We start from the raw sequence: 21,021 nt of genomic DNA, 5'->3' as shown, positions 1-21,021 counted from the left end.
CTTAAAGTTCCGTCTACATCGTTTACAGTAATCTTTACTCAAACGGTATTTCCAACTGTTCTGGCACTTCCATAAATCCGTCTTTATCTTTCTTCACAGAATCTTCCATTCTTTTCCATGAACGCTGTATTCCATATTCCTTTCCAAACCGATGTGTGCCATGTGGTTTCCAGCCTTCAATCGCATTGTTCATAATATTTGCAATCTCTTTACCCTCCCACTGCTTCATTTCTCCGGTTCGGTGCAGTGCTTCATCAAACAGAATTCTTGTACATACATAATCGTCATCGTAGTCATCAAGAAATGCCTGTATGATTCCGGCATTGGTATCCTCCGGCATAAATTCTTTCTGCAGACGCTTTGCCTCTTCCTCAATTTCCTTTGTAAATCCTAAGAACACATTCCCTTGTCGATACAGTACCATTGCCTCCGCCCAGGCCTGTTCGATATAGGCTTTGCTCTCTGCCTCATTGTCCAGAATATGAACTTCTGCTTTCGACATATCTGTCATCACCGGAGCAAATCGTCTGTTTCCGGTTCTGTCCAGAGGAAGGAAATTCAGATCATTTGATGTTCCGCAAAATACACACTGTCTCGGTCTGTCTTCCGGGTGAACTTCATAAGGCACTTTATAAGTTTCTTTCTGTCTGCTCAGAAACGATTTTATCTGTTCAATATTCTTTGCTGTGATAGTTGCCTTCATTTCTCCCATTTCGATAATCCAGTGGTTCTGCAGTTTTCTATAAATATTTTCATCGTCCAGATGATCCAGATTGTCACTGAACCATTCTTCTTTTATCGCCAGATATTTGAAAAATGTGGACTTTCCGGCTCCCTGACTTCCAACCAGGCACAACATAATGTCATATTTTATCCCCGGTTCATAAATTCTTGAAATCGCTGCCAGCATGTGCATTTTCATTACTCCGATTGTGTATATGCTCTTTTCTGCTCCCAGAAAATGCGGAAGCATATTTTCTATTCTTGGAACCCCGTCCCAGACCAGACTTTCCAGATAATCTCTGATTGGGTGATATTTATTTTCATTGGAAACAATATCTACTCCTGCTTTGATCACACGCTCACTTGTCAGTTCATAATTTTCTTCCAGATACATTTTCAGATTATTTTCATCAGTATCTGTAACCGTAGGACTGTTATTTCTCCGTTCCCAGGGCACCTCTTTCACAATGTCCATTCTTCCAGAAAGCTCATTTCGTTTAATCGCTTTTTTCAACACTGGATCTTTTTGTAATACGGTTACACAATTTCTGATTGTCTGCTTTGTTCTTCCTTTATCGGTGTGCTCCAGCATATTATTGACATCTTCTGTTGTAAGCATCTCCTCGTTCACAATATCTTCTAATTCCATCAAGGACTTTTCGCTGATATTCGTTAATTCTTTCTTCAATTTTTTCAACCTCCCTTCTCTTCATCTTGAAAAACTCTACAATTTCTTCTCCTGTTCCAAACATCAGCACGTCCAGATAGTCATTTATCTTTCTTTCATTTGCCAATGCCTCCGTAAATAATTCGTGCCACTCTTCATCCGGTTCTGGTCTGTAAAACTCTTTCCAGAACTGAATCCATTTCAGATATCTGATCAGCACGTCTGTTGCATGTCTCAACCACTGCTCTAATTTTTCTCTGATCATCACTACTTTAGATTGCTTTCGCTTTAAGGGCGCCCTGTTTCGGGGCGTCCTTTCGTATTTGCTTCTGTTTCCGACCTTAATATCCAGTCCAAAATCTTCTACCAGCTTTTTTGCGGCTTCATACTGTGATAATCCAAATAACCTTGCTGTAAAATCTATTGCATCACCACCCATTCCACATGCAAAGCATGATACATTTTATCCGCCTTCATACTTGGGTGTCGGTCTTTATGAAACGGACAACACGCCATTCCATTTCTTTTTACTTTAATCCCGTAATGCTCCGCAGCCTGTCTCGCTGTCACACATTCTTTTACCTGTTCAAATAATGTCACTTCTACCTCCTGCCCCTCCGGGCAAGTCTCTGATGAACAGATATTCGGGAATTGTTGTATCTTTCAATTCGTGATATACTTAATCTGCCAAGATGGTATATCAGTGAATCTGATTATCAGAGAACTTGCTCAGATATTTTGTCTGGGCTTTTTCTTTTTGTCTGTCAGTAGTCATAGCTTTTGCTCCTTACACAAATCTCCTTGTAGGAATAATAATGATTTCAAATTTACTTCCGTCCTCTAATTCAAGAAGAATCACATAATCTGAATCTCGATCTGGTAAAATGGAACTTATCTTCAACTTCTTACTGTAGTTAATTGCATCAAATATTTTTCCGACTACTTTCTTTGTTTTCATTTGCTTCTTCCTCCGTATTAACGTTTGTTGTCCAGCATCTCTGCTACTTTTTTCTGCTGTGATGGGTACAGATGCCCATAAGTGTTCAATGTCATCTGAATATCTTTGTGTCCCAGTCTCTCCTTGATAATCAATGGCTCTACGCCCTGATAAATCAAATATGCCACATGGCTATGCCGGATATCGTGCACTCTGATTGGTTTTACACCGGTCAGTGCTTCATATTTCTTAAGACGTTTCTGCAGTGTTCTCGCCACAATTGGGAACAACCGCTGAGTTTCCGGAAATCCATAATACTTCTTTGCATACTCCTGTACCTCTTCCTTAAGAAAATTGGGAATATCAATAGTACGGACCGAATTCTCTGTTTTTGGTGTATCAATCGCATCTCTCTTCCTGATCCGGTTATAAGTTTTATTGATATGCAGGAGATTTCCGCTCATATCAAAGTCCGAAAGACTCAATGCCAGAAGCTCTCCTTCCCTGATTCCTGTCCAGAACAGAATTTCAAATATCAGATAATCTTCACTCCCCGGCTCAATCCCGGCGATAAAGCTGTCATATTCTGCTTTCGTCCAAAATTCCAGCTTATTAGCATCCGATTTCCCCATCTTTTTTACTTTCTTACATGGATTTTCCTTCAGATTGTAAATTTTCTGTGCATGATTAAACAGTGCATTTAACTGATTCTGAATCATACGCTCATAAGTCTTGCTGTAACCTTTTTCCTGAATGGTGTTCTGCCACTGGATAATCTCTGCCGGTGTGATCTCATTCATTTTTCTTGTTCCAAAATACGGAACAATGTGCTTGTTCATCATGTGCTGCTTGTTACGGATTGAATTTTCTTTCAGTTCATTCTTTTTATCTTCAAAATAGACTTGAATAAAACTGTTCATCTCCATTTTCATATCCGCTGCAGTCTTTCTTATGAATTCCTTTTCATAATTCAATGCTTCTTTCTTTGTCTTGAACCCTCTTTTCAGCTTCTGCGTTTTCTTACCTGTCCAGTCAATATAGCGGAAGCTCACATACCAGGTTCCCTGTGTTTTGTCCTTGTAAGCTGACATCTAAAACCTCCTTCACACTGCTCTCTGAGAGCATCCATAAAATTTTGTTTCCCAGTAGGGACGTGGAATCTTTCCACGAACTGCCACATATCCTTCCTTTGCCAGTTCATCATTAAGCTGCTTCAGAATGGAATATGCTTTACTGCGTTTCACGCCTAATTCTTCCATGACATCATCAACAGTCATCATATAATTAGTTCTCATAGCGTCCTCCTTTCCAGTCACTTTTGTGACTCTTTCGTTGTTCTCTTATAATAATTCACTTTTGTGAATTTGTCAATAAACATTTGCGAATTTATTTTTTCCATTCCATACCTATTGCTTGCGTATCGGCAATTTGTTAAATCTCACTCTTTTGTATCATTCACTTTTGTGCTAGAATAGAAGCACAAATATTATTAAGGAGGCAGCATTATGGTTGGCAAAAAAATCCGGGCATTCCGGGAATTTAGAGGATACAGTCAGATACAGTTAGCCGAGCTGTCCGGCATTAACGTAGGAACAATCAGAAAATATGAACTGGGAATCCGGAATCCGAAACCGGATCAGTTAGAAAAGATTGCAACTGCACTGGGATTAAATGTAAGTGTTTTTCTGGATTTTAATATTGAAACAGTCGGAGATGTACTCTCTCTGTTGTTTTCTATTGATGATTCGGTGAACCTCTCACTTGCTGAAACACCTGAGCAGAAGGTTGCACTGACATTCGAAAATCCTACAATGCAGGACTTTTTCAGGAAATGGTGTCAATTTAAAAATGTCTATGAAAAGGAAAAAGCTGAGATATTAGCTATCGAAGATGAAGATAAAAGACAGAAAGAACTGGATAAGCTAAACGCTACCCAGGAAGAATGGAAATTGCGTGCTATGGGAACAACGATAGGGTGTCACACTATTGTTAAGAAGGGCACAGATGGTAATGACATTAAGACATATGATCTGACTTAATCCACACCCATATCTGTGATATATGAACAAATCCACTGTATCTGTTATCAAATTGGTGAAAATTTCATATTTTGTTATCATTCTATTATCACAAACGGTTGTCAGGATACTCTCCCGGCAACCGTTTTTCTACGCTGTTCGTTATTCTTTTCCGCCCTTTTATATATTTCCAGGCAACTGAAAAACCCGTAGAACCGAAGTTCTACGGGTATCTTACGTTTGGACACAACGTTATCTTACGATAACAAATCTATATTCAGATTGTATTACTCGATGATTGTAGCAACCTTTCCAGATCCTACTGTACGTCCACCTTCACGGATAGCGAAGTTAAGACCCTGCTCCATAGCGATTGGGTGAATGAGCTCTACAGTAAGCTCTACGTTATCGCCTGGCATACACATCTCAACACCATCAGGAAGGTTACATACACCTGTTACGTCAGTTGTTCTGAAGTAGAACTGTGGACGATAGTTATTGATGAAAGGAGTATGACGACCACCCTCCTCTTTCTTCAGTACGTAAACCTGAGCTGTGAACTTCTTGTGGCAAGTAGTTGTACCAGGAGCTACAAGTACCTGACCTCTCTCGATGTCCTCTCTCTTGATACCACGAAGAAGAGCACCAATGTTATCACCAGCCTGAGCCTCATCAAGAAGCTTACGGAACATCTCGATACCAGTTACAGTAGTCTTCTGAACCTCTTCCTTAACACCGACGATCTCAACTTCCTCGTTGAGGTGGAGAACACCACGCTCTACTCTACCGGTTGCAACAGTACCACGACCGGTAATTGTGAAGATATCCTCGATAGGCATCAGGAATGGCTTATCTGTAGCACGCTCTGGATCTGGAATGAACTCATCAACTGCATCCATGAGCTCCATGATCTTGTCGCCCCACTCACCGTTTGGATCCTCAAGAGCCTTAAGAGCAGAACCCTTGATGATTGGGCAGCCTTCGAAACCATACTCCTCAAGTGCCTCAGTTACTTCCATCTCTACGAGCTCGATCAGCTCCTCATCGTCAACCATATCACACTTGTTAAGGAATACTACGATATAAGGTACGTTTACCTGACGGGACAGAAGGATATGCTCCTTTGTCTGAGCCATAACACCATCAGTAGCAGCTACTACGAGGATAGCACCATCCATCTGGGCAGCACCGGTGATCATGTTCTTTACATAATCAGCATGACCTGGGCAGTCAACGTGTGCGTAATGTCTCTTCTCTGTCTGATACTCAACGTGAGCAGTAGAGATTGTGATACCACGCTCTCTCTCCTCTGGAGCCTTATCGATATCTTCAAAGTTCTCAGCTGCGTTACCTGGAACTCTTGCAGCAAGTACCTTTGTGATAGCAGCAGTAAGTGTTGTTTTACCATGATCTACGTGACCGATGGTACCAATGTTACAATGGGGTTTGGTTCTTTCAAACTTTTCTTTAGCCATTTTTAATTATCCTCCTTAAATTCATACGACTCATAGTCTGCCCATCACGGACAAATTTCACGCTATGGGCATTATTATATTGCACTTTCAAGGAATTTTCAAGTGCTTTTTATACTATGAGACACATTTTTAATAACATTTTCTAATTATTATTTGTCTTTAGAAGCAAGCACTTTGTCCTGAACATTCTTAGGACACTGCTGATACTTCTCAAAGAACATTGAGTAGTTACCACGTCCCTGTGTGCTGGAACGAAGCTCTGTTGAGTATCCGAACATCTCAGCAAGCGGTACGAATGCACGTACAATCTTTCCACCACCGATATCGTCCATACCCTCGATCTGACCACGCTTAGCGTTCAGACTTCCGATAACATCGCCCATGTACTCCTCAGGCATTGTTACCTCGACCTTCATGATTGGCTCAAGAAGAACAGGATTACCCTGCTTCATAGCGTCCTTGAATGCCATAGAACCGGCAATGTGGAATGCCATCTCGGATGAATCGACCTCATGGTAAGAACCATCCCAAACGTTAGCATATACACCAAGCACCGGATAACCACCAAGGATACCTGCCTGAGCTGCTTCCTCGATACCCTCGCCAACTGCTGGGATATACTCCTTAGGAATTGCACCACCGACAACGGTAGACTCGAACTTGAATGTCTCCTCACCGTTCGGATCCATTGGCTCAAATTTAACTTTACAATGTCCGTACTGACCACGTCCACCGGACTGCTTAGCATACTTACTGTCGATATCAACAGCCTTAGTGATTGTCTCCTTGTATGCTACCTGTGGAGCACCAACATTTGCTTCTACTTTAAACTCACGAAGGAGACGGTCTACGATAACTTCCAGATGAAGCTCGCCCATTCCGGCGATGATTGTCTGACCGGTCTCTGAATCTGTGTGAGCACGGAATGTAGGATCCTCTTCTGCAAGCTTTGCAAGAGCCTCACCCATCTTACCCTGATCGTTCTTTGTCTTAGGCTCGATAGCAAGCTCAATAACCGGCTCAGGGAATTCCATAGACTCAAGGATTACCGGATGCTGCTCATCACAGATGGTATCACCTGTTGTGGTAATCTTGAAACCTACTGCTGCAGCGATATCACCGGAATAAACCTTGTCAATCTCGCTACGGCTGTTTGCGTGCATCTGTACGATACGTCCGACACGCTCTTTCTTATCCTTTGTCGCATTCAGTACGTAAGAACCTGAGTTCAGTGTACCGGAATAAACACGGAAGAATGCGAGCTTTCCTACGAACGGATCAGTCATGATCTTGAATGCAAGTGCTGCGAAAGGCTCGTCATCAGATGACTTACGAACAACGTCGTTTCCTTCCTCATCAACACCTGTGATATCAGGGATATCTGTTGGTGCAGGCATGAACTCGATAACGCCATCGAGCAGCTTCTGAACACCCTTGTTCTTGTATGCGGAACCGCAGTATACCGGAACTGCCTCACAAGCAATTGTTCCCTTACGGAGTGCTTTCTTGAGCTCATCGATAGATGGCTCCTCACCCTCAAGATACTTCTCAAGGAGATCATCGTCTAACTCGCAAACCTTCTCGATAAGGTTGTCATGCCATTCCTGTGCAAGATCCTTCAGATCGTCAGGAACCTCTGTAATCTCAATGTCAGTACCCTCATCATTCTTATAATAGTACGCATCCATCTCGAAAAGATCGATCAGACCGATAAAGTCATCTTCCTTGCCGATTGGAATCTGTACTGGGATAGCATTCTTGCCCAGACGATCAATGATTGTCTGAACAGACATGAAGAAATCAGCACCCATCTTGTCCATCTTATTGATGAATGCCATACGTGGTACATTATATGTGTCTGCCTGACGCCATACGTTCTCTGACTGTGGCTCAACACCTGCCTTAGCATCAAACACACCGACAGCACCATCCAGTACACGCAGTGAACGCTCTACCTCTACAGTAAAGTCTACGTGACCCGGAGTATCGATGATATTGATACGATGCTCTAATGCACCAGCCTTTGGTTTATGATGATCCTCAAGTGTCCAGTGACATGTTGTAGCAGCGGAGGTAATTGTAATACCTCTCTCTTTCTCCTGCTCCATCCAGTCCATCGTAGACGCACCATCATGAGTCTCACCAATCTTATAATTTACACCGGTATAATAAAGAATACGCTCTGTCAAAGTGGTCTTACCCGCATCGATATGAGCCATGATACCGATATTTCTTGTTCTGTCAAGTGGATATTCTCTTCCAGCCAAGGTCGTTTACCTCCTCTATGATCTTACCAGCGATAATGTGCAAATGCCTTGTTTGCCTCTGCCATTTTGTGCATATCTTCTTTTCTCTTAACGGCAGCGCCAGTATTGTTTGATGCATCAAGAATCTCGTTAGCAAGTCTCTCTTTCATTGTCTTCTCGCCTCTCTTACGTGAGAACATTGTAAGCCAACGAAGAGCGAGTGCCTGTCTTCTGTCAGGTCTAACCTCGATAGGTACCTGATAAGTAGCACCACCAATACGTCTTGCCTTAACCTCAAGCTGTGGCATGATATTGTTCATTGCCTCCTCGAATACTTCGAGTGCGTCCTTACCGGACTTCTCAGCGATCTGCTCAAATGCACCATAAACGATCTTCTGAGCAACACCTTTCTTACCATCTAACATGATATTGTTGATCAGCTTTGTAACTACCTTGCTCTTGTAGACAGGATCTGCTAATACATCTCTTTTCTGTATATGTCCTTTACGTGGCACGTTACTTCCCTCCTTAATATTATTTGACAATACTACACAGCCGACACTGCATCAGCGTATTGCCATCATTAATTCATCGGTACTCACGAATTTCTGTGTCCGCACCAGGTTAATCAGTAAAAATTAATCCGGCACATCCCCAAATTAGTGAATGATTACTTCTTAGGTCTCTTTGCTCCATACTTAGAACGGCCCTGCTTTCTGTTTGCAACACCGGCTGTATCGAGTGTACCACGGATAATATGATATCTGGTACCTGGCAAATCCTTTACTCTTCCGCCACGGATGAGTACGACACTATGCTCCTGAAGGTTATGACCCTCACCCGGAATATAAGTTGTAACCTCGATACCGTTTGAGAGACGAACTCTGGCGGTCTTTCTAAGAGCTGAGTTAGGCTTCTTAGGTGTAGCAGTACGAACTGCAGTACAAACACCTCTCTTCTGTGGAGAACTCTGAGCTACCGTCTTCTTGTTCAGAGAGTTGTAGGTGTACTGAAGTGCAGGAGAATTAGACTTCTTTGAAGAAACCTTTCTTCCCTTTCTTACTAACTGGTTAAATGTTGGCATTAATTTTCACCTCCTGTGATCATAATAAAAATACGCAAAAAAGTACGCGAAAAACACGCACTTGTTCAGTATATGCCCACCGGAAGGGTTTGTCAAGCACTTTTCCGGCTATTTTTGTAATTTCTGAGAGAAGTCACAAACATAGAAATCGGAGAAGTCTGTTGCATGTATCATCAGATCATTTATTTCAACTTGATCTCCTGAATCGTGCTGTCATTAAACAGGTAATAATGATTCCTGCCATTGCCGCGGAAGAAATAATCAACGCCTTCTTCCACCGATGCATGAAATCTCAGCACACCATTCAGCCGGAACACCCCGCATTCCTTTGCGGAATAAAACAGGATCTCATTCCCATCAAGCTGAATATCATTATAATCGTTTGCGAAATCAAACGATGAAGTCTTATTTCCTTTGGTATTGTAAATGTCCATATGATACGGAGTTTTCTTACTGCCCGTATCCAACACCAGCCCGATCGCGCTCTTATTATAGAAAACACTCTTGATATTCTTTCGCACCTTTTTCCGGACGATCTGCTTGGGCTGCTTCATTCCTTTCCAGATATAAAAGCCGCTGTCCGCAAAAAGAACCACCTGATCGTCCGACAGAAAATGTACATCCGTCACAAGCGATTTCTGATAATTCTTCGCTCCGACAATGCAGTCGGAATTTTTTCCGACATCCGAGAAGTTATAAAATACAACGCGGCTCTCTGCCGTCCCGTTCACGACACAGATATAGGAAGCAACCACGCTCGTACCGTCCGGCGAGATCGCCATGCAGACCGGATAACCGTCATCCACATTGGTCGGAATCTTCACAAGCAGCTTTGAGGAGACATCGTAGGGATTGTAAATATTGATCATATCCGAGGAACTGTCCTCCAACAAAAGTGCTGCGAGTCCCTGCTTCGATACATCCGCCTGCTTGATCTCATAATCTACCGACAGCTCTGTTGCTTCATGCTTGCCATTGTAGATCACCGCATCCTTGCCACCAATATCTGCCACAAGGATATATTCGCCTCTGATCACAACTGATGGGTTACTCATTTCGTAACTTCCGGTCCAGAGTGTTTTCCCTTCCATATCCACACCTGAGATTCCGTCCTTGCTGTACTTGATCAGCGAGTCATCATTATTGATATAGCGCTCCGTCCCCGCGTCCTGTCTCTGCGTCTCCTTCAGGACTTCATATTCTGTATATTGCTTATTGATATATCCGTTGATCAGAAGAATAAAGATTCCCACTGCCACAACAACGCTGGCAAGACAGATCACAATGAACATTCTGTTATGCCACAGGGAAACCTTTGCCTCTGCCGGATTCATTTCATCAGACATAGTTTTGCTCCAATCTAAAATAAGTGATAGCCACTTGGACTACCACTTATTTTACATAACTTTCGTCGAATATACAACACCCGTTTTATTTTCTGCACTCTCCCCGGACATTTTATTTATAATCCGGAAGAACGATGCACTGCCCCTCATAAATTGCATCGGCATCCTTCAGACCGTTTGCCTTTTTGATCTTTTTCTCATAGGAAAGATCATGGTACTGCCGCCAGACGATCTGCGATAGCGTATCGCCCTTTCGCACAATGTAGCTCTGCGTCCCGCTTCCGATGCTTGTTTTCTTTGCACGGCTGCCGGCTGACTGCTTGCTTTCTGTCCCTGCCGCACTTTTTCCTGCTCCGGTCGGCTTTTGATCTGTCCCATTTTCAGGACTCGTCTTTGTATCAATTTCTTCCTTATCCTGCTTGTCCGCACCGCTTTGCGCTGTCCCTGCATTCTCGTCTCCCTGTTGTACAGCTTCACCAGCCTGCTCCGTTGTTTTTCTCCGCGATGATGCGTCCGTCGTCTGTACCGATTCAGCACTCTGTCTCGGAATCTCCTTCACAGTGTCCTCGGTATTCTGCGCCTGTCTCGACATGGCGGCCACATCCTCCTGCTGCTTTCCGACGTATTCGGTCAGCGTATCTACTGTCTGTTCCATTTTCCGGATCCGTGCCGTGCTGTCCAACATCGTATGTACACCGAACAGCAGGGCGATTCCGGCCGCCACCGCTCCGCAGTATGCCAGAAGCTGCATGTTCTTCTTGTGCTCCTCCTTTTCCTCTATCACATGACGCATCGATACCGTTACGGTATCCTTATAGTCTCCGTCGATACTCTCCGGTTCTGTGCTGTCAAGCATAAAATTCTGCATCTGCGGATTTTTTTCGAAATACACATAATAGCCGGACATTTCCTTTAGCATGCTCCTCTGCCACAGAAAGATTTTTTCTTCCTTCTCGCTTAAATCCCACAAGAATAAAGTCCTGTTCTCTCTGGCAAATTCCTTTTTCTGGAGACGGCGCACCTGACTGTCCACATTACTGCTCCACATCGGAACTCCGCACGCCCATCCGAGCACCTGCGCCTCCGGAAAATTTTCAGCAATGCTCTGGTGCACCTGATCCCAGGTTTCTTGTTCGATACCGCCCTTTTCCAGAATTTTCTCCTCTTCAAGAGCCATCGCTCCATACAGAAAGACTGCTTCCTTTGCTTCCTGTTCCCCATACTTTCCTAGCAGAAGAACAACCACCGGCTCCTGCGCATGGACAAAGCATTGCTTCAGATAAGTGATCACATAGTCCTCCAGATATATCTTCTGTCCCGGAAGTGGGACACCTATCTGGCGGACATTTTTCGGGTATTTATTGTATTCGTAAATATTTTTTTCTTCTTTTGCACCGTTTGTTGTCTCCTCCATCACCTTACACCTCACTACGTTTTCCCTGATTTTCATCCGTTCTGATTACGGAATTTTCAGTTGTAACTATAGCACTTTGCCGGTGATGTTTTCTGTCGAAGCAATGTGCCGTTTTCGGATATCACAGGAAACATTTCGACATGCCATTCGAAAAATGGAGGTTTAGTTTTTCCTCTGCCGGGCATACTTATAACAATCAACGCAAATCAAATATATGGAGAAACAATTACTATGACAAATACAACACTTTATTTTACACCTGCTGCCGCAAAGAGCCAGAACAAATTCTGCAGTGCTCTTTCTCAAATGATCGCTCAGGTTCATGACCGCCCGATCGTCTTTCTATGTATCGGCTCAGACCGTGCGACCGGAGATTGTCTCGGACCGATCATCGGCGAGCAGCTTTCCTCCGTTCTGTCAGCAGGAAACCGCAGAAACGGCAGCCAAAAACAAAAAGCGGCTGTATACGGAAGTCTGCGTCATACCGTGCATGCCGGTAATCTGTCAGATACTCTCTCTTCCATATATAACCGCTATTCAGATCCTTTTATTATTGCGATCGATGCGTCGCTTGGTGTTTCGGAGCACATCGGTTTCGTCACTCTCGGTACCGGCAGTCTCCGTCCCGGCATCGGTGTCAGCCGCAGTCTTCCCGCCGCCGGCGACATCCACATCACCGGTATTGTCAATCACTCAGGAAGCAATAATCATCTGACGCTGCAGACAACAAAGCTTCTGACGGTCGCCGAGCTTGCCGGCTTCATCACACCAGGGGATCCTGAACGCATTACATGTCCGTCCTTCCCTCCAGAGCCCGCAGAAGCGTCACCTCATCGATATACTCTAAATCGCCGCCCACCGGAACGCCACTTGCAATTCGGCTGACCTTGATCCCGGTCGGTTTCACCAGCTTACTAATGTAAGTCGCCGTGGCATCGCCTTCCAGATTCTTGTTGGTGGCAACAATCACCTCATCGACGTCCTTCTGCAGACGCACCATCAGCTCGCGCAGCCGGATATCGGCAGGTCCGATTCCAAGCATCGGCGAGATTGCCCCATGCAACACATGATAAACACCGTCAAACTTGCCGGTTTTCTCATAGGCTGCCAGATCTCTGGGATTCTCTACTACCATGATCACACGATGATTCCGCTGATCGCTGGCACAGATCGGACACAGCTCCTGATCGGTATATGTACAGCACTCCTTACAGTAGTGTACATTCTTCTTGGCATTTGTCATCGCCTGAGAAAGACTTGCCACTTGATCCTCCGGCATATTGAGTATATGAAATGCCAGACGTTGTGCTGACTTGGCACCGATTCCCGGCAGTCTCGATAATTGTTCTACAAGAGTCGTAATCTGACTGCTGTATACATCCATTTTGGTCACTTTCCCTTCGGTTTTCTATGCTTTCATGTACTTCTGCCTATGTTATTCACATGTCCTGAAATCCAAATTAAAACAATCCGCCGCCGAGTCCGCCAAGACCACCTGTGAGCTGCTGCATCATCTGAGTATTCTCCTCATCCATCTTACGAAGTGCCTCGTTGGTTGCTGCCACGATCAGATCCTCGAGTGTCTCGATATCGTCCGGATCTACAACCTCCTCAGAAAGCTTTACGGAAATCACTTCCTTTTTGCCGGATACCTTAACGGTAACAACTCCACCGCCGGCAGATGCCTCGAACTCCTTCTCTTCCATCTCCTTTGTTCTCTCTTCCATCTGACGCTGCATTCTCTGTGCCTGCTTCATCAGATTATTCATATTTCCCGGCATTCCGCCTGAAATCCACCTCTTTTTGCCATAATTAAAATCCTGCCTTTCTATTCGTCTACGATTTCTATTCCATCAAAATGGATAATATTACCAATGTCCTCATACTGCTCCTGCACCTTCTCGGAGACAATGCGGGTCTGGATCTCGACTTCCTTGCCGAGGATTCCCTGAACGATCACGTTCAGCTCCTCCAGACGCTTGCCATCATCCTGCTGGAAAATTCCGCCATCCGTCGCATCGGCAAACTGCAGCACAAGTGCTCCGTTCTCTCCAACGGTTCTCTTGGCATTCTCAAGAGCGATCCGCTCTACGGGACCACACTGTGCGATCACCTGCGGCCACTGCTTTAACAACTCTTTGATATCCTCCGGCACTGCCTTCGGGTAAATCTTAGGAACATCCTCCTTCGGCTCTGCCTTCACCGGAGCTGCTGCCTGCTGTGCCGGTGTATGAACGACGCCGTTTTCCAGCTGCTTTTCCATGGCATCCAGCCGCTGCAGTATCGTTGTCATATCCTGCTTTTCATCCATCTGCGGCTTACAGAGCTTGATCAGTGCGACCTCGATCAAAATACGCTTCTGCACGGCATACCGGATCTGATTGGATAATTCCGATAAGATCCGGATATAACGGATCAGCGTCTCCTGCGGAAGCATCAGGCTCTCCTCCTTCAGACTTACAAGCTGCTCGCTTGATACATCCACAAGTTCACTGCCCTGCTCGGAGCTCGCGATCAACAGCAGATTACGCAGATACCAGATAAATTCATTGATAAACTGCGTCAGATCACGTCCGCTGACCATCATCTCCTCAACAAGCTCCAGACAACCGACAGCATTGTACTGTGCCACATACCGGAACATTCTGCTGTACACGGCGGTATCAACCGCACCAAGCACCTCAAGTGCTTTATCATAGGTCAGTGCCTGCCCCAGATAAAAGGCAATACACTGATCCAGCAGACTGAGTGCATCACGCAGCGAACCGTCCGCTGTCTTCGCAATGTAGCGCAGTGCTTTGTCCTCAACCTCAAGCTGCTCCTTGTCGACCAGCTCCCGCAGACGTGCCTGGATCGTATCGATCGTGATCCTCTTAAAATTGTACCGCTGGCACCTGGAAAGGATCGTGATCGGAATCTTATGTGCCTCTGTCGTCGCCAGAATAAAGATCACATACTCCGGCGGCTCCTCCAGCGTCTTTAAGAGTGCATTAAATGCTCCTGTAGAAAGCATATGCACCTCGTCAATGATATAAACCTTATAACGCCCTTCTGTCGGCGAATACTGTACCTCATCAATGATATCCCTGATATTGCCGACACCATTGTTGGATGCCGCATCAATCTCGATCACATTCATCGAAGTCTGGCTGTTGATCTTCTGACACATTGCACACTGGTTGCATGGACTTCCATCTACCGGCGACTCACAGTTGACTGCCTTTGCCATGATCTTTGCAACCGAGGTCTTACCGGTACCTCTTGTACCGCAAAACAGATAGGCATGACCGATCCGGTCTGTCTTGATCTGGTTGCGGAGTGTTGTCACGATCTGATCCTGTCCTTTAACCTCATCAAAGCCGGATGGTCGAAATTTGCGATATAATGCCGTGTATGACATATTCGCCTCCTGTTTCATTAAGTCTTGTAATTCTCTTCAGATAAGGTATAAAATCCCCCTGCTGTTAATCGCCGAAGCAGATGCCCATATCCTTGATCTCCTGAATAATGGATGACTTCGGATCAACCATTTTCAGTTTACCTGCCACTTCAGAAAGTGGAACCGGCACAGTCTCTCCGTTGACAATACCAACCATATAACCATACTGCTTCTTGATGATAAGCTGTGCTGCCGCCGCGCCCAGTCTTGTGGAAAGCACGCGGTCATACGGACAAGGCTCGCCGCCTCGCTGCATATGTCCCGGAACGGTAATACGCACCTCCTGACCGGTCTTCTCCTGGATCTTGGCACCGATCTCATAAGAGATAGACGGATATGCCATCTTCTTTCGTTTTGCCTTTAATTCCTTCTTGCTTAAGGCTGCATCCTCCTTGGAGATCGCGCCCTCAGCTACCGCAAGGATCGAGAAACGCTTACCCTGCGCACTTCTTTTCTCCAGAGCCCTGACCACAGAATCAATGTCATATGGAATCTCCGGCAGAAGAATAATATCCGCTCCACCGGCAATACCGGCATGAAGAGTCAGCCAGCCAACCTTATGACCCATAACCTCAACGATAAATACACGTCCGTGGGAAGCGGCTGTCGTATGGATGCAGTCGATTGCATTGGTGGCGATATTCACAGCGCTCTGGAAGCCGAAGGTGATATCGGTTCCCCAGATATCGTTGTCGATGGTCTTTGGAAGCGTTACCACGTTACAGCCTTTCTCACTGAGGAGATTCGCTGTCTTATGGGTACCGTTACCACCGAGGATAACCAGACAATCCAGTTTCCATTTCTTGTAATTGTCTAACATAGCTTTTACTTTATCAAGCCCGTTCTCATCCGGCTCGCCCATCTTCTTGAACGGCTGGCGGGAGGTTCCGATGATCGTACCACCCTCTGTCAGAATGCCGGAAAAATCCTTTGGCTCCAGCTTACGGCGATTGCCGTAGATCAGTCCCTTGTATCCCTCCAGGATACCATAGATCTCCACCTCCGGATCCGCCTGATATAATGTCTTTGCCACGCCACGCATGGTTGCATTTAAGCTCTGGCAGTCACCACCACTTGTCAAAAAACCGATTCTTTTCACGTTGCCCTCCAATTCTGCGCCCCCAAAGCGCCCCAAATACTCTTATCTCAGTAACGTTTCTTCTCACACGAATGGTGCGATGTATCTTCCGAGGCTTTTCCTTCCTGCACCTCGTCAAGCTCTTTCTGTCTCTCCGGTGTATATCCATATTTCTTCTGGATGATGTGATACATCAGTGAACCGCCTGCCAGTATAACAACCAGCATAACACCTGCCACTGCCGGAGATACGATTGCCGTAAGCACCGTATTCATAATTCACCTCTACAGATGCCAGATGTCCTCATTATACTGTGCGATCGTACGATCTGATGAGAAAAATCCTGCCTTTGCAATATTGACAAGCATCTTCTTCTCCCATGCCTTCTTGTCTGCATAGTCCTGAAGCATCTTCTCTTTCACCTGAATATATTCCTTTACATCAAGCAGCGTCATAAACCAGTCCTTGGTCAAAAGCTCCATATACAGACGGATCAGACTCTTCTTATTGCCGACGGCGAACATCTCCTTGCTGATAATGAAGTCCACAAGCTTTGCAATCTCAGGATCAGCATCATAAATCGCTTCCGCACTGTAGTCAGCCTTGGCATAATGTTCGATCACCTCTTCGCTGGACTTACCAAAAATATAAATGTTGTCATCGCCAACAAACTGATGGATCTCCACATTCGCTCCATCCTCTGTACCAAGAGTAACCGCTCCGTTGAGCATGAACTTCATATTACCGGTTCCGCTCGCCTCCTTGGAAGCTAAAGAGATCTGCTCGGAAATATCTGCTGCCGGAATCACCTTCTCGGCATAAGATACATTGTAGTTTTCTAACATAACAACCTTAAGATACGGGCTTACCTCCGGATCATTGTTGATCAGTTCGGACAGGCACAGGATCAGATGGATAATATCCTTTGCGATCGTGTATGCCGGTGCTGCCTTGGCTCCAAAGATCACGGTAACCGGTGTCTTTGGCTTATTGCCTGCCTTGATATCCATATACTTGTGGATCACGTATAATGCGTTCATCTGCTGACGCTTGTATTCATGAAGACGCTTTACCTGTACATCGAATACAGAGTTTACGTCAATCTCGACGTTCTCCTTCTCCTTCAGGTATGCAGCAAGCTCCTTCTTCTTCTCTGTCTTGATCTCATAAATATCATCCAATACCTTCTGATCGTCCTTATACTTTAACAGATCCTCCAGCTTGGATGCGTCCTTCTTGAAGTCCGAACCGATCTTGCCGCTAATGTAATCCGTCAGCTGGTGGTTGCAGTGAAGCAGCCAGCGGCGGAATGTGATACCGTTCGTCTTGTTGTTGAACTTCTCCGGATACAGATCATAGAACGGCTTTAACTCAGAGTTCTTCAAGATCTCTGTATGCAGATATGCCACACCGTTGACACTGCTGCTGTAATGAATGTCGATATGCGCCATATGCACGGTATTATTCTCGTCGATGATCGCAACTCCCGGATCAGAATACTTCTCCTTTACCTTTACATCAAGCATCTTAATGATCGGTACAAGCTGAGGAACAACCTTCTCAAGATACCACATCGGCCACTTCTCGAGTGCCTCTGCAAGAATCGTGTGATTGGTATATGCGCACATTCTGGTTACAATACCGATTGCATCGTTCATCTCGATACCACGGTTGACCAGAAGACGGATCAGCTCAGGGATCACCATTGTCGGATGGGTATCATTGATCTGAACAACCGCATAATCCGGCAGATCATACAGGTTGCTTCCCTTTGCCACTGCCTCATCCAGAATCAGCTGTGCCGCATTGCTGACCATGAAATACTGCTGATAAATACGAAGCATTTGTCCCTGCACATCGCTGTCATCCGGATACAAAAACAGCGTCAGATTCTTTGCAATCTCCTCTTTGTTGAACCAGATGCTGTCATCCTGCACAATGGAATCATCCACGCTGTCCAGATCAAACAGCTTCAGAGTATTGACCTTATTATCATAGCCGGTTACGTCAATTTCATACATCTCAGACTGTACCGTCTTGTTATTAAAAATAACCGGATAACCGACATTCGTTCTGCGAAGCCAGCTCTGATCCTGAATCCATGGATTCGCTGTCTCCTTCTGCATGTTCTTCTCAAACACCTGCTTAAATAAGCCAAGGTGGTAATTGAGACCAACACCGTCTCCCGGCAGTCCCAGTGTTGCAATGGAATCCAGGAAGCACGCTGCCAGACGTCCCAAACCTCCGTTACCAAGGGATGGCTCCGGCTCGATCTCCTCAATATCTGCCATTGTCTTTCCATGCTTTTTCAGTGCTTCATTGACTGTGTCATACAGTCCCAGATTGATCAGATTGTTGGACAAAAGCTTTCCGATCAGAAACTCTGCAGATATGTAATATACCTTTTTCTTTCCTTCAATCCGTCCCTTCCGGTCAATCGCCTTCTTGGTCAAATTCAGCAGATTGTAATAAATCTCTTCATTACTTCCGCCTGCTGCAATACTCTCAATCTCCTGTTCAAACATAATGAACCTCCTCACAAGTTTCCTATTAACTAAAAACAATATGGTATACTCACCTGTACCTCTCATATTGTCCCACATACAGATAAGTATACCATACTTTCATGTCACGGTCAAAAAGAAACAACCGCATTCTATGTCGGCTGCGCCCCTGTAAACACAATGATTTCGGAGGCTTCACAGCTTCTTTTCATTCTTTACGCAAAGTTTTTACATAATGCACTGCTTTCGGCGAATACATTCCAATGTATTCCTTCCGGCACCGCACATGTACTATTTGTAGAGAGGACCATATGCTGCGCAGGCACGATAGTCCTGACCCTCTTTGTCCATGCCAAATGCGTTCCATGCAGACGGACGGAAGATATCCTCCTCCGGTACATTGTGCATGCATACCGGGATTCTTAAGATAGATGCCAGTGTGATCAGATCAGCACCGATGTGACCATAGCTGATCGCACCATGTTAGCACCCCAGTTATTCATAACATCGTAAGCCGTCTTAAATGCACCCTCTCCGGTAACACGTGGAGCGAACCAGGTACATGGCCATGTGTAGTCGGTACGCTTCCAGATCTTGTCGGAAATCTCATCCGGCAGATTGATCGTATAACCCTCACAGATCTGCAGAACCGGTCCGAGTCCTTTCACCAGATTCAGACGGATCATGGTTGCAGGCATCTCTGCTCTTGTCAGATATCTGGAAGAGAAGCCACCTCCACGGAAATATCCGTTATCGGCTGCACACCACTCGGTTGCCTCCAGACATGCCTTCTGATCTGCCTCGGTCATCTCCCAGAACGGCTTGATCACACCGTTGCCGTTCTCGTCCTTAACCTCTCCGCAGGCATCCAGACAAGCTGCTCCGGAGTTGATCAGATGAAGGAATCCGCCTGCCTCCTTGGCAATACCCTCTAATTCATATCCGGTTGCTTTCTTAACGGCATCCGGGCTCCAATATGTACGAACATCCGCAAAGATCTGTGCACGTCCGGTCAACAGCTTCATAAACAGCATTCCAAGTCCGTTCAGGGTATCGTTCTCTGTTGCCAGAATGTATGGCTCTCTTGCTCCGTTCCAGTCGAAGGAGGAGTTACAGAGTGCCTCCGCGAAATCTCCGTTCGGATAGAAGTCTGTCCACTGTCTCTGACCCTGGAAGCCTGCTGCGATGGCATTATGTCCGACAGCCTCTTCCTCTCTGCCCTCCGGAAGATTCTTATTACCATTCATCAGATCCTTGATGATACACATCATCTTTACAACGAACTCCCAGTCACGCTGCTTCTGCTCATCGTTTCTCTTTACAAAATCAGGATTCTTATCCCAGCCCTCCTTGCAGTGGGACTCAGTCCACGACAAGGCTCTCTCAAACTCTTCATGATCGTAAATACCCTCTGACATACGGCGGATGATCTCTACCTCATCGACAGACTCAACACGCATGCCAAGATATTCCTCGATAAACTCGCAGTTGACGATAGATCCTGCAATACCCATTGTCACCGCACCGATCTGCAGATAAGACTTTCCTCTCATGGTTGCTGCGGCGATTGCTGCACGTCCAAAACGAAGCAGCTTCTCCTTTACATCTTCAGGAATCTCCTCAGCGTCTGCCTCCTGAACGTCTCTTCCGTAAATACCGAATGCAGGAAGTCCCTTCTGTGCATGTGCCGCAAGAACTGCCGCAAGGTAAACCGCACCGGGTCTCTCTGTACCATTAAAGCCCCATACTGCTTTGATGGTGTTCTTATCCATATCCATGGTTTCTGATCCGTAGCACCAGCAAGGAGTTACGGTAAGTGTAATATCAACACCCTCCCTGCGGAATTTATCTGCACAGGCTGCTGCCTCTGCAACACGTCCGATCGTTGTATCCGCGATGACAACCTTTACCGGCTCACCGTTGGAATAACGCAGATTCTCCTCAAAAAGCTTTGCTGCGTTCTTTGCCATTCCCATTGTCTGAGCCTCCAGTGACTCACGAACCTTGAGCGGTCCTCTTCGTCCATCAATCGTCGGACGAATACCAATTACCGGATAATCCCCAATCAATCTGTTTTCTGCCATTCCATC

19 protein-coding genes and 2 pseudogenes are annotated in these 21,021 nt (G+C 45.5%); 2 read left to right on the top strand and 19 right to left on the bottom strand.

Going from position 1 to position 21,021, the window contains the following annotated elements:
- Positions 1-34 precede the first annotated feature (34 nt).
- The 6 genes from DXA20_RS10970 to DXA20_RS10955 form a co-directional block, all read right to left on the bottom strand.
- Complete coding sequence (locus DXA20_RS10970) at positions 35-1,372, bottom strand: virulence-associated E family protein (RefSeq protein WP_118560778.1); 1,338 nt, start codon at positions 1,370-1,372, stop codon at positions 35-37.
- Positions 1,317-1,829 carry a DNA primase gene (locus DXA20_RS10965; protein ID WP_243100625.1) on the bottom strand — a complete coding sequence of 171 codons (513 nt, stop codon included), beginning with the start codon at positions 1,827-1,829 and terminating at the stop codon, positions 1,317-1,319. The genes DXA20_RS10970 and DXA20_RS10965 overlap by 56 nt, the downstream gene beginning before the upstream one ends.
- Positions 1,811-1,990 (bottom strand): hypothetical protein, encoded by a 180-nt coding sequence (locus DXA20_RS16815; RefSeq protein ID WP_243100624.1) that lies wholly within the window; start codon positions 1,988-1,990, stop codon positions 1,811-1,813. Before DXA20_RS16815 ends, DXA20_RS10965 begins: the two co-directional genes overlap by 19 nt.
- 187 nt (positions 1,991-2,177) lie before the next feature.
- Entirely contained in the window at positions 2,178-2,348 is a 171-nt protein-coding gene (locus DXA20_RS16420; RefSeq protein WP_009243121.1) for a hypothetical protein, read from the bottom strand.
- Between the two features lie 17 nt (positions 2,349-2,365).
- Positions 2,366-3,418: a site-specific integrase gene (locus DXA20_RS10960; protein WP_118560776.1), complete on the bottom strand. Its 1,053-nt coding sequence runs from the start codon at positions 3,416-3,418 to the stop codon at positions 2,366-2,368.
- A gap of 12 nt (positions 3,419-3,430) precedes the next feature.
- Complete coding sequence (locus DXA20_RS10955) at positions 3,431-3,622, bottom strand: helix-turn-helix domain-containing protein (protein ID WP_009243123.1); 192 nt, start codon at positions 3,620-3,622, stop codon at positions 3,431-3,433.
- A gap of 210 nt (positions 3,623-3,832) precedes the next feature.
- On the opposite strand from DXA20_RS10955, the gene DXA20_RS10950 reads away from it, so the two are divergent.
- Positions 3,833-4,366 (top strand): helix-turn-helix domain-containing protein, encoded by a 534-nt coding sequence (locus DXA20_RS10950; protein WP_118560774.1) that lies wholly within the window; start codon positions 3,833-3,835, stop codon positions 4,364-4,366.
- A 266-nt stretch (positions 4,367-4,632) separates the two neighbouring features.
- Here DXA20_RS10950 and tuf read toward each other — a convergent pair whose 3' ends face one another.
- The 6 genes from tuf to DXA20_RS10920 all read right to left on the bottom strand — a co-directional run bounded on the left by tuf (position 4,633) and on the right by DXA20_RS10920 (position 11,910).
- Positions 4,633-5,820 (bottom strand): elongation factor Tu, encoded by a 1,188-nt coding sequence (tuf, locus tag DXA20_RS10945; protein ID WP_022305280.1) that lies wholly within the window; start codon positions 5,818-5,820, stop codon positions 4,633-4,635.
- Positions 5,821-5,969: 149 nt separating this feature from the next.
- Positions 5,970-8,087, bottom strand: a complete 2,118-nt coding sequence (gene fusA, locus DXA20_RS10940) for an elongation factor G (RefSeq protein WP_118560772.1) — start codon at positions 8,085-8,087, stop codon at positions 5,970-5,972.
- Positions 8,088-8,110: 23 nt separating this feature from the next.
- A complete protein-coding gene (gene rpsG, locus DXA20_RS10935; RefSeq protein ID WP_199877072.1) occupies positions 8,111-8,581 on the bottom strand; it encodes a 30S ribosomal protein S7 in 471 nt (156 codons plus the stop codon).
- Between the two features lie 155 nt (positions 8,582-8,736).
- On the bottom strand, positions 8,737-9,150 hold the full coding sequence (rpsL, locus tag DXA20_RS10930; RefSeq protein WP_022305277.1) for a 30S ribosomal protein S12: 414 nt from the start codon (positions 9,148-9,150) through the stop codon (positions 8,737-8,739).
- Between the two features lie 182 nt (positions 9,151-9,332).
- The gene (locus tag DXA20_RS10925; RefSeq protein ID WP_118560768.1) at positions 9,333-10,496 is read right to left on the bottom strand and encodes a DUF5711 family protein; all 1,164 of its coding nucleotides are present in this window, start codon (positions 10,494-10,496) and stop codon (positions 9,333-9,335) included.
- Between the two features lie 112 nt (positions 10,497-10,608).
- Positions 10,609-11,910 carry a LysM peptidoglycan-binding domain-containing protein gene (locus DXA20_RS10920; protein WP_158577212.1) on the bottom strand — a complete coding sequence of 434 codons (1,302 nt, stop codon included), beginning with the start codon at positions 11,908-11,910 and terminating at the stop codon, positions 10,609-10,611.
- Positions 11,911-12,141: 231 nt separating this feature from the next.
- Here DXA20_RS10920 and yyaC point away from each other — a divergent pair, with 231 nt between their 5' ends.
- The gene (gene yyaC / locus DXA20_RS10915; protein ID WP_118560764.1) at positions 12,142-12,795 is read left to right on the top strand and encodes a spore protease YyaC; all 654 of its coding nucleotides are present in this window, start codon (positions 12,142-12,144) and stop codon (positions 12,793-12,795) included.
- On the opposite strand, the gene recR is transcribed toward yyaC, so the two are convergent.
- The 7 genes and pseudogenes from recR to DXA20_RS10880 form a co-directional block, all read right to left on the bottom strand.
- Complete coding sequence (gene recR, locus DXA20_RS10910; RefSeq protein WP_022305272.1) at positions 12,698-13,294, bottom strand: recombination mediator RecR; 597 nt, start codon at positions 13,292-13,294, stop codon at positions 12,698-12,700. The genes yyaC and recR overlap by 98 nt on opposite strands.
- Positions 13,295-13,370: 76 nt before the next feature.
- Positions 13,371-13,720, bottom strand: a pseudogene (locus DXA20_RS10905) (YbaB/EbfC family nucleoid-associated protein).
- An 18-nt stretch (positions 13,721-13,738) separates the two neighbouring features.
- Positions 13,739-15,310, bottom strand: coding sequence for a DNA polymerase III subunit gamma/tau (gene dnaX, locus DXA20_RS10900; RefSeq protein ID WP_118560826.1), 1,572 nt, complete (start codon positions 15,308-15,310; stop codon positions 13,739-13,741).
- A gap of 64 nt (positions 15,311-15,374) precedes the next feature.
- Positions 15,375-16,448 carry a 6-phosphofructokinase gene (locus DXA20_RS10895; RefSeq protein WP_022305269.1) on the bottom strand — a complete coding sequence of 358 codons (1,074 nt, stop codon included), beginning with the start codon at positions 16,446-16,448 and terminating at the stop codon, positions 15,375-15,377.
- Between the two features lie 47 nt (positions 16,449-16,495).
- Complete coding sequence (locus DXA20_RS10890) at positions 16,496-16,702, bottom strand: hypothetical protein (RefSeq protein WP_118560760.1); 207 nt, start codon at positions 16,700-16,702, stop codon at positions 16,496-16,498.
- 9 nt (positions 16,703-16,711) lie between these two features.
- A complete protein-coding gene (locus tag DXA20_RS10885) occupies positions 16,712-18,952 on the bottom strand; it encodes a glycogen/starch/alpha-glucan phosphorylase (RefSeq protein ID WP_118560758.1) in 2,241 nt (746 codons plus the stop codon).
- A 270-nt stretch (positions 18,953-19,222) separates the two neighbouring features.
- Positions 19,223-21,015 (bottom strand): annotated as a pseudogene (locus DXA20_RS10880) (L-fucose isomerase).
- Positions 21,016-21,021: the final 6 nt, after the last annotated feature.

Source organism: Roseburia sp. AM59-24XD (assembly GCF_003478445.1).
Classification (GTDB): domain Bacteria; phylum Bacillota; class Clostridia; order Lachnospirales; family Lachnospiraceae; genus Jutongia.
The sequence above is the reverse complement of the archived record's forward strand: the minus strand, read 5'-3'. Positions and strand labels throughout refer to the sequence as shown.

What these genes read in the sequence shown, in the direction of transcription:
- DXA20_RS10885 (WP_118560758.1), bottom strand. Translation starts at nt 18,952, where the DNA reads ATGTTTGAACAGGAGATTGAGAGTATTGCAGCAGGCGGAAGTAATGAA.
- recR (WP_022305272.1), bottom strand. Translation starts at nt 13,294, where the DNA reads ATGGATGTATACAGCAGTCAGATTACGACTCTTGTAGAACAATTATCG.
- DXA20_RS10955 (WP_009243123.1), bottom strand. Translation starts at nt 3,622, where the DNA reads ATGAGAACTAATTATATGATGACTGTTGATGATGTCATGGAAGAATTA.
- DXA20_RS10965 (WP_243100625.1), bottom strand. Translation starts at nt 1,829, where the DNA reads ATGGGTGGTGATGCAATAGATTTTACAGCAAGGTTATTTGGATTATCA.
- dnaX (WP_118560826.1), bottom strand. Translation starts at nt 15,310, where the DNA reads ATGTCATACACGGCATTATATCGCAAATTTCGACCATCCGGCTTTGAT.
- rpsL (WP_022305277.1), bottom strand. Translation starts at nt 9,150, where the DNA reads ATGCCAACATTTAACCAGTTAGTAAGAAAGGGAAGAAAGGTTTCTTCA.
- DXA20_RS10890 (WP_118560760.1), bottom strand. Translation starts at nt 16,702, where the DNA reads ATGAATACGGTGCTTACGGCAATCGTATCTCCGGCAGTGGCAGGTGTT.
- DXA20_RS16420 (WP_009243121.1), bottom strand. Translation starts at nt 2,348, where the DNA reads ATGAAAACAAAGAAAGTAGTCGGAAAAATATTTGATGCAATTAACTAC.
- yyaC (WP_118560764.1), top strand. Translation starts at nt 12,142, where the DNA reads ATGACAAATACAACACTTTATTTTACACCTGCTGCCGCAAAGAGCCAG.
- DXA20_RS10920 (WP_158577212.1), bottom strand. Translation starts at nt 11,910, where the DNA reads ATGGAGGAGACAACAAACGGTGCAAAAGAAGAAAAAAATATTTACGAA.
- DXA20_RS10925 (WP_118560768.1), bottom strand. Translation starts at nt 10,496, where the DNA reads ATGTCTGATGAAATGAATCCGGCAGAGGCAAAGGTTTCCCTGTGGCAT.
- tuf (WP_022305280.1), bottom strand. Translation starts at nt 5,820, where the DNA reads ATGGCTAAAGAAAAGTTTGAAAGAACCAAACCCCATTGTAACATTGGT.
- DXA20_RS10970 (WP_118560778.1), bottom strand. Translation starts at nt 1,372, where the DNA reads ATGGAATTAGAAGATATTGTGAACGAGGAGATGCTTACAACAGAAGAT.
- DXA20_RS10960 (WP_118560776.1), bottom strand. Translation starts at nt 3,418, where the DNA reads ATGTCAGCTTACAAGGACAAAACACAGGGAACCTGGTATGTGAGCTTC.
- DXA20_RS10950 (WP_118560774.1), top strand. Translation starts at nt 3,833, where the DNA reads ATGGTTGGCAAAAAAATCCGGGCATTCCGGGAATTTAGAGGATACAGT.